Origin of the sequence: Streptomyces otsuchiensis, assembly GCF_004305975.1 — a bacterium.
Classification (GTDB): domain Bacteria; phylum Actinomycetota; class Actinomycetes; order Streptomycetales; family Streptomycetaceae; genus Streptomyces; species Streptomyces otsuchiensis.
This window is the reverse complement of the sequence record NZ_BHZI01000255.1, coordinates 1-8400: the sequence shown is the minus strand read 5'-3', so window position 1 is coordinate 8400 and position 8400 is coordinate 1. Positions and strand designations below refer to the sequence as shown.

At 74.8% G+C, this 8400-nt stretch carries 5 protein-coding genes; all 5 read right to left on the bottom strand.

Features of this window, described 5'->3' with window-relative positions:
* On the bottom strand, positions 1-1129 hold a 1129-nt coding region (locus tag E0D90_RS20710; RefSeq protein ID WP_265415967.1), incomplete at its 3' end, for a beta-ketoacyl [acyl carrier protein] synthase domain-containing protein.
* A 38-nt stretch (positions 1130-1167) separates the two neighbouring features.
* Positions 1168-2478 (bottom strand): MFS transporter, encoded by a 1311-nt coding sequence (locus E0D90_RS20705; protein ID WP_227870364.1) that lies wholly within the window; start codon positions 2476-2478, stop codon positions 1168-1170.
* 799 nt (positions 2479-3277) lie between these two features.
* Positions 3278-3940, bottom strand: coding sequence for a helix-turn-helix transcriptional regulator (locus E0D90_RS20700; RefSeq protein WP_130799598.1), 663 nt, complete (start codon positions 3938-3940; stop codon positions 3278-3280).
* 499 nt (positions 3941-4439) lie between these two features.
* Positions 4440-6977, bottom strand: coding sequence for a zinc-dependent metalloprotease (locus tag E0D90_RS20695; protein WP_227870363.1), 2538 nt, complete (start codon positions 6975-6977; stop codon positions 4440-4442).
* Between the two features lie 56 nt (positions 6978-7033).
* A complete protein-coding gene (locus E0D90_RS20690; protein WP_170215024.1) occupies positions 7034-7993 on the bottom strand; it encodes a GntR family transcriptional regulator in 960 nt (319 codons plus the stop codon).
* Positions 7994-8400 lie beyond the last annotated feature (407 nt).

Sequence of the window (8400 nt, the reverse complement as noted above, 5' to 3'; positions counted from 1 at the left end):
GGGTGAAGTTGGCCAGGGGCGGGATGGTGGCGTGCTTCAGCACCAGCAGTGTCTTGATGAGGCTCGCCAGGCCGGCGCAGGTGTCCAGATGGCCGAGGTTGGACTTGGCCGAGCCCAGCGCGCAGTACCCCGTGCGGTCGGTGTCCCGCCGGAACGCGGCGGTGGCCCCGTCGAACTCGATGGGGTCGCCCTTGAGGGTGCCGGTGCCGTGGGTCTCCAGGTAGCCGATGGAGTCCGCACCGACCCCGGCGCGCTCCAGGGCGCGGGTGATGGCGCGCTGCTGGCCGAGCGCGGTGGGCTCGGTGTAGCTCCGCTTGCCCGCCCCGTCGTTGCCGACGCCCCAGCCTCGGATGACGCCGTGCACGGTGTCGCCGTCGGCCAGGGCCCTGGCCAGGGGTTTCAGCACCACGGCGGCGACCCCGTTGCCGCCGACGGTGCCGTCCGCCGCGGCGTCGAACGCCCGCAGGCGCCCGCTCCTGGAGAGGATGGAGCCCTTCACGTAGTGGTAGCCGAGCACTTGCGGCACATGAACGGCGGTGGCGCCGGCCAGTGCGAGGTCGCAGTCGCCCTCCAGCACGGCCTGGGCGGCGAGTCGCACCGCGACCAGGGAGCTGGAGCAGGCGGTCTGGACGCCGACGGCGGGGCCGGTCAGGCCGAGCCGGAACGCGGCGCGGGTGGCGGTGAAGTCGGGATGGGTGCCGATCATGGCCTGGAAGCGGGAGAGCCAGTCCTCACCGGCTCCCTCCGTCAGGACGTTGTTCAGCAGGTAGTTCTGGAGCGAGTACAGATAGCTGCCCGTGCTGGCGAAGACACCGATCTGCGCGCCGGGGCGCTCACGCGCGTACCCGGAGTCCTCCAGGGCGTGGTGGGCGCATTCGAGGAACAGCCGCTGCTGCGGCTCGGTGACCTCCGCCTCCCGCGCGCTCATCCCGAAGAACTCGGCGTCGAAGCCCGCGATGTCCTCCAGGGGCGCGGTGGCGCCGACGAAGTCCGCCGCGCGGTAGGAGGACTCCGGCACACCGGCGGCCCGGAGCTGGTCGTCGGTGAACCGGACGAAGCGGTCCTCTCCGTCGCGGATGATCCGCCACAGTTCCTCCGGGTTGTCCGCGCCCGGGAACCGGAACGCCATCCCGATGACGGCCACGCCGTCGTCCCGCGCCGCCTCGCTCACGCGTCACCACCGCGCGCCGCCCGCGCCTCGCCGGCCGGCTCGGTGGGCGCGACCTCGGCGGGCGCGACCTCGGGGGGCGCAGCGGCCTGCTTCCCGTCGGGAGGTGGACCCGCGGCGCGTCTCCCGCGTCTGATGAGGAGCACGAGAAAGCCGGTGCACAGCAGGACCGCGAGGCCGTGGAACGCTCCCACCACCACGATCGGCGCGTACACCTCCAGCAGGGCGGAGCTGAGGATCATGCCCAGGCCGAAGCCGCCGTTCTCCACCGCCGCGGAGATGCCGAACATGCGGCCGCGCTGGGCGTCAGGCGTCTCCTGCAGCTTGGTGACGTACACGATCTCGGTGAAGCCGTCCGCCATGCCCGCGACCAGCGCGGCGATGATCGCGGGCACGGTGGGCAGCCCGGTGAAGACGACGATGAACGCCACCGACATCAGGATGGAGCCGACGGCGAAGACCTTCTCCCCGAAGGTGCGGCCGGTCCGGTCGGCGTAGCGAGTGGAGATCTGCTGCGCGAGGATGTGCCCGATCGCCCAGGTCGCCCAGAACTGGCTGATGAACGTGGCGGGGTTGGAGGGGTCCAGCGCGCCGGAGTAGACCGGCAGGGCCACGTTGTGCGACGAGGAGCCCAGTCCGTCGGCCGCACGGATCGCCATCATGGCGGCCATCAGCGGTGCGGCCCGCAGCAGCGCCCACGACGCCCACCGGCCGGCGCGGCCGGAGGCGTCGGGGCCGGTCGACTCCTCGGCGACCGCCCGCGTGCGGATCGGCAGCAGCGCCAGCATCACGGCGGAGATGAGGAAGGTCACCCCGTTCAGGGCGAAGGCGGCCGTGTAGCCGAGCTGGGCGATGACCAGCCCCGAGGAGGCGAAACCGGCGATCATGGCCAGGGAACGGCCCGTCACCAGCAGGCCGTTCGCCTTGAGCCGCAGCTCGGCGCCGACGATCTCGGGAACGCTGCTGCGGAGGGCGACCTGGTAGAGCGTCGTGGAGGCGCCCATCGTGAACGCGAGGGCGAACAGCAGCGGCAGGCGGGCCGAGTCCGACAGTGGCAGCAGTGCCAGCAGCATCACCGACCGGACCAGGTCCGACCCGATCATGAGCCGTTTGCGGTCGAAGCGGCCGACGAGCCGCCCGCTCACGAAGCCGCTGGCCACGCTCGTCAGCAGCCGCACCGCCATGAAGAGTCCGGCGGCGAAGGCGCTGCCCGTGACCTGGTAGACGAAGACGTTCAGCGCCACCATGTTGAGGTAACTGCCGTACGCCGATATCCCGTTGCCTAGGACGAGCAGACGGAAGTGCTTCACTTTCACGGCCTCCAGAGCGGCTGTGGACGAGCTCGGGAACCTGTCGCGAGCGAAGACGGTGCGCGTCGGGGCCCGGAGCCGCGAGGCGGGAAGCGGGAGGCGGTGAGCCACGGACGTGCCGCTCCCCCGCCCCTGGACCGCCGCCGGTGGCGGAAGCCGGGCGGGCCGAAGGGCGCCGGGGGACCGACCGGCGCACCCCCGGCCGCCGCGGGCGCGTGCCGGGTACGGGAACAGGGCGGGTGGGCGGCGGAGGCGGGGCGCTCCGGCGGCGGCAGGTGACGGCCGCCCACGGACGGCGGGCCGCGCTGGGCCGGGGCCCTCAGGTGCCCGCTGCGAGCCGGGAGCGACGGGGCGCCGGCGGCCGGTCCATGACGGGCCCGGCGGCGTGCACTGTGTCACGGACCCCGGCGGCGGTCGGCCGGTAGGCCACCCGCCGGAGGCCGCTTGTCGGTTGGTCACCCATGAGCCGTCAACTTAGCCCCGGTGCGCCCGGAGAGGGACCTCCTCCTTCGGGTATACCCGAAGGGGCAGGGTCCTTCGGCCGCCCGGCCGGTTCTGGCTCTCGGGCCGCTCACCGTGGACCATGGGGAACGGCACCCTCACGGCGGGCCGTTGACGGACCGGCACCACGGGCCGGACGAGGTGGTCCCCGGAAACGGCGCCGGTCCGCGCCACGCGCACCGCGGGCGGAGACAGCCGACGCGCACAGCAGGTGCGGTGGCAGGCGGGCGCTCCCGCCGCGCCCGCGCACGGGCGGGGAGCGGCTTCGGCGACGGCCCCGGCCTGGCGGCGGCGTCCGTCAGATCAGGTGCTGATTCATCGCCATCACCGCGGCCGTGGTGCGGTTGGGCGCTCCCAGTTTCAGCAGGATGGCCCCCACCAGCCGCTTCACCCCGTGCGCGGAGATGCCGAGCGCCTTGGCGATCTGCTTGTTGCTGTAGCCCTGGGTGAGGAGGCCGAGGGTCTCCTTCTCTCGTTGTGTGAACGAGACGGGGCGCCCGTCGCCGGGGTGGTGCGGCTGCGCCCGGGTGCCGGTGAGCAGTTCGCGGGCCAGCCGGGCGGGCAGCGGCATCTCGCCGTTCACCGCCCGCCGCAGGGCACTGTCCAGGACGGGTACGGTCGCTTCCGCGAGCGAGATGACGCCGTCACAGGGCGGCCCGGCGGGGAGGGCGAGGTCCCCGCCGTGGATGTCGTCGCCGATCAGGACGACCAGCGGGCGCGACCCGGCGGAGGCCGGGTCCTGGCTCGGGAGCCGCCGCCACTCGGCGAGCGAGGCGATCACCACCCGTGCCCGGTCGGCGGGGTTTTCCGGCCGGGCCGGGAAGGCGTGGGGCGGTTCGACGAGCGTCACCCGCGGGATCTGCTGGAGCAGCGAGGCGATGCCCCGCCGCAGGACCTCGGTCTCCACGAGGAGGGCGACGTCGAGCGGCACGTCTCCGTCGTGGGGGTGGGAACTGTGCACTGGCGTTTCCTTTGCGTGTCAGCAACCGTGCGGCATGGCCGTGGGACGCTCTCGCCGCGCGGGAGCCGACGGCCCGTCCGGCGGAGTGCCGCGCCGCGCGGTCGCCGGTCCCTGCGAGGGCCGGTCCGGTGGCCGTGGGCACGGGGGCGTCGTCGCCGTTGCCGGGCCGTGTCGGCGGGCGACGGCTGGGCGGTCGCCGGCCTGCGGCGCCAGGGTGGTTCCGGTCGGACCATCCGTGCGACCTCGATCGCATTCGTGCATATTTGGCTGTCCTTTTGTCCGACAGAGGCCCATGGCGCGCTGCATGGTAATCAGTCATGGACAGAAATGGGACGTTCCCGTTCCGGTCTGGCGCGATGACGGCAGTGGACGGCTGGAACGGCGTCAGCGGGCACGGCCTCGGCCGATCCGGGCACGCGGGCACTCCCGCGTGCCCGGATCGGACCGCCGGCAGAGCCGCCGGACACGGTCCAGGGCCGGCGGCGGGCCACCGAGGTGTTCAGAGCGGGGCGCCGGGAGGGACGCGGGGCAGCGGGCCCAGTCCGTCGGTGGTGGGGGCGGCCAGGAAGGCACGCAGCGTTCGGGCGGTCTGCTGGTCCTGCCCCCGGTCACCGGCCCGCGGCGGGTACGGGCCGCCGCCCGCGATGTCGAGCCGGTCCGCGAGCTGGTGGAGCCGGCCCTTGAGGGTCTCGCGCACCGTCGGCGGCAGTGCCTCGCCGCCGATCGCGGCGGCGAGGTGACGCAGCACCACCCATCCTGCCGCGGCCCGTACTTCGGAGTCCGCCCGCGCCGGGCGCGGAGCGTCCCCGTCACCGCCGGGCAGCGGCTCCTCGTGGGCGGCGCCCGGCCAGCAGGCGCCGAGGAGGGTGTCGGCGACGGCGGCCGGGCCCGGCTGCTCCGGATCGACGGCGTGCTGCGCGGCGACCCGGGTCAGGCGGGCGGGTTCCAGCAGTGCCTCGGCCACCAGTGCCGCGGCGACCTCCACGGCGGCGAACGGGTCGAAGACCCGTCCGGCCCGGGTGTCCAGGTACTCGCGGGTGCGCTCGTAGCGGATCGCGGGCGGGGTGAGCAACCGCAGCACCCCTGCGGGCAGGGCCAGTTCGGCTGGGTCCAGCAGGTCGGCGGCGGCGCGCAGCGCACGCCACTGGCCGCTTGCGGGCACCGGTGTGGTGCCGGGATCGTCGGGGGCGGCGTCTCCGGCGTGGCCGTAGGCGTAACGCACCCCACCGACCTGACGTGCCACGGCGGCGAGCGCGTGCCGGTGGTAGAGGTGCGCCAGCGCGGCGCGGCTCTCCAGTTCGCCGCTCTGGCGGTCCGGCGGCAGGACACCGCGGGAGAAGCCGGCCAGGGCGGCACGGCGCACGGCCAGCGCCTCGGAAAGGGCCTGGAACGGGTCGGCGAGGTGCGGCAGCCAGACGGCACCGTCGGCGTTGGCGGCGCCGGGGCCCTGTGCGTCCTCGTCGGCGAGGTGGCGCAGTCCGCGCGCGGCGGCCTCGCGGCGCAGTGCGGCGAGCCGGTCGGCGACGGTGTCGGTGGCGGAGCCGGCGGGCCCGTAGGCATGGGCGACGAGGAAGTGGTCCCAGGGCCCGAGCCCCTGGTGGTAGGCGTGGGAGAGGTCGGGGGTGCCGTCTCCGGTGAGGGCGACACGGGGGTGCGGGTAGTCCATGACGGAGGGCACGGGGTGGTCGCCGCTGGCGAAGTTGTGCATGAAGCCGAGGGCGTGGCCGATCTCGTGTGCGGCGAGTTGCCGCATCCGGCCGAGGACGGTCTCCCGGACGGCGGCCAGACGCTTCGCCTCGTCCGGGTGTCCGTAGGGGGCGAGCAGGGTCTCGGCGAGCGCCGTCACCTGTTCCAGGCGCTGGGAGCCGAGACGGACCCGGCCGCTGAGGATCTCGCCGCTGCGCGGGTCGGTGAGGGCCTGGCCGTGGGACCAGCCGCGGCCGTCCCGGTGGACCCACAGGACGGTGTTGTGCGCGAGGTCGTGGAGGTCGGCGTCCTCGGGCGCGACCTCGACGCGGAAGACGCCGGGAAGACCGGCTCCGTCGAAGGCCGCGCGCCACCAGTTGCCGCCCTCGACGACCGCCGAGCGCCAGGGTTCGGGGATGGCGGGGTCGATGAGGAAGACGATCGCCGCCTCCGGCCGGCGCCCCCCGCCGTCTCCGGGAGCGGTGGTGGCCGCGGGCTCGGGGCGGGTGCGGAACCGGGGCTGGAGGGTGACGGCGGTGCCGTCGGCCACCCGGGTGCCGTGGTCGTGGTGGCCGATCCCGTAGCCACCGGAGGCCGGATGGTAGGGGCGGGCGGCGAGCGGTTCGTCGGGCAGTGGCACCAGGTGCAGGTGCTGCACCACGCTGAGGTTCCCGGGCAGGGGCACCACACGGCGCAGGGCGTCGCCCGGTTCTCCCCGGAAGGTCAGCAGTGCGGGCAGCCGGACACCCCGGGGGCCGTCGGTGGCCTCCGTCACCAGTGGGAAGGAGGCGTCCGGGGCGACGGTGTGCTCCCCCTGACCGCGCTCCGCGAGCTGCTCGGCCACACCGTGCACATCGAGCAGTGCCAGGCTGCCGGCGTCCACGAGCGCGCCGTCGGCGGTGTCCCTCAGGACGGGGGCGCTCCACAGAACGGAGTGGGCGAAGGACTCGGCGCCGGCCCGGACAGCGGCACGGCCGCCGCGCGCGAGCCGGTGCTTGGGCGTCGCGACGAGGACGGCGTGACCACCGATCCGGCGGAATTCCGCGAGGCGCGCCTTGCCGATCCGGCCGCGGTCCAGGCCGAGTTCGCTGGAGCCCACACCCGAGGCGAGGGCGCCCGCCAGCAGGAACGGGGTGTCGAAGCGCCGGACGGCGAGCAGCAGACGGCCGGAGCCGGCCGCTGCGGGCTCTCCGACGGCCGCGTCGGAGAACGCCCCGGTGAGCAGACGGACGGGGGCCCCACGGTCCGGACCGCCGTCGCCCGGGCGCTTGCGGTCGGCGCCGCTGTCTCCGTGCGCCGGTGCCCCGGTCGCGGGCTGGTCGGGCGTGGCGGGAAGGTCGGGGTCGCGCACCGGTGCCTCACTCTCTGCGCCGCCGTTCGGCGACCGGAGCCGAATGGTAGGCGGCGTCACTCGGGCGGGCGGTGGGCGCCCCGGCGAGGGAGTCGCCGGGGCGCCCACCCGAAGGGTGCGGCCGGGGTCGCGGGGATCTCGTAGGCGAGCCGGAACCGCTCCCCGGGGACGACGAGGTCGGCCGTCTCCAGCGGGCGGGTGTCGGAGAAGTAGGTGCGTTCGATGGCGGCTGCGACCGCACCGTCCGCGAGGTCGAGGGCCGCGGCCTCCTCGGGTGTGGCGGGGCGGGCCGTGACCGTCTCCGTGACATGGGTGACCCGGATACCGATGTACGCCATCCGCTCCACCACGCTGCCGCCGGCGACCGGGCCGGCACCGGGCAGCGAGACGGGGGTGCCGCCGGTGATGCCGAGGGGCTCCCAGCTGACGCAGAGCATCGCGGGCAGGTCGTCGCTGCGCAGCAGGTACTGGCTGCGGATCACCGGTTCCCCCTCGCTCAGCGCGAGGCGCCGCGCGACCTGGGCGGAGGCCGCCTCCGTGGTGGAGCTGGGGGTGCCGCGCAGGGACCGGGGGCGGGTGTCGTCGGCGGCGCGCGGAGCCGGGGGTTCGGCGGTGAGCCCGGGGGCGCCCGCGAGGACACGCGTGACGGCGCACGCCGCGGTTGCGGTGGCGGCCGGGCCGCCGGAACGGGGTTCGCCGCCGCCGGCCGTCGTCACCGTTCCGGGATCTCCGGGGGCGACGGCGAGGCGGCCGGCCACCCGCTCGGCGGTCCAGCTGCGGACCATGGTGGCGGCGGTGCGGGGCTCGCGGACGAAGACCCCGCGCCCGGCCCTGCCCTGCACCAGCCCTTCGGACGCCAGCAGCCGGACCGCCGCGGCCGCCACGTTGGAGCCGACGCCGTAGGCGGCGCTCAGCTCGGCGCGCGAGGGGAGCGCCGCGCCGGGCGGGATCTCCCCGGCGGCGATCCGGTCACGCAGGGCGTCGGCGAGCCGCCGGTACGACGGGGTCGACCTCACCTGTCTCACTCCCTGGACAACGTCTCGCATGTCGAGACATGCGCGGGGTCAATTCTAAGCGGTTCGCCGTCGCGACACCGCGCCGACCGTATCCCGCCGCGGCGACCTGATGCATCAGGTCGACCGGGGAAGACCGGGTGAGATGGGTCGCACCCGGCCGGAGACGGCGGTTGTTGCATCAGGTCATACCGCGTCGACCTGCACCGATGTGGCCTGCGCCACCGTGGGCGCACCCACAGCGAACAGCTCCGGGGCTTGGCGGCACCGGCCACCCGAGGCTAGCTTTTCCCTCCGGAACGCGTCTCGAAAACGCGTCCGGATGGTGATCGGCCTGAGGGTGGGCCGTGCCCAGCGGTAGCCCGGACGAGGGAGTCCACCCGGTGACCGCCCCCTGGATCAGCCGACGC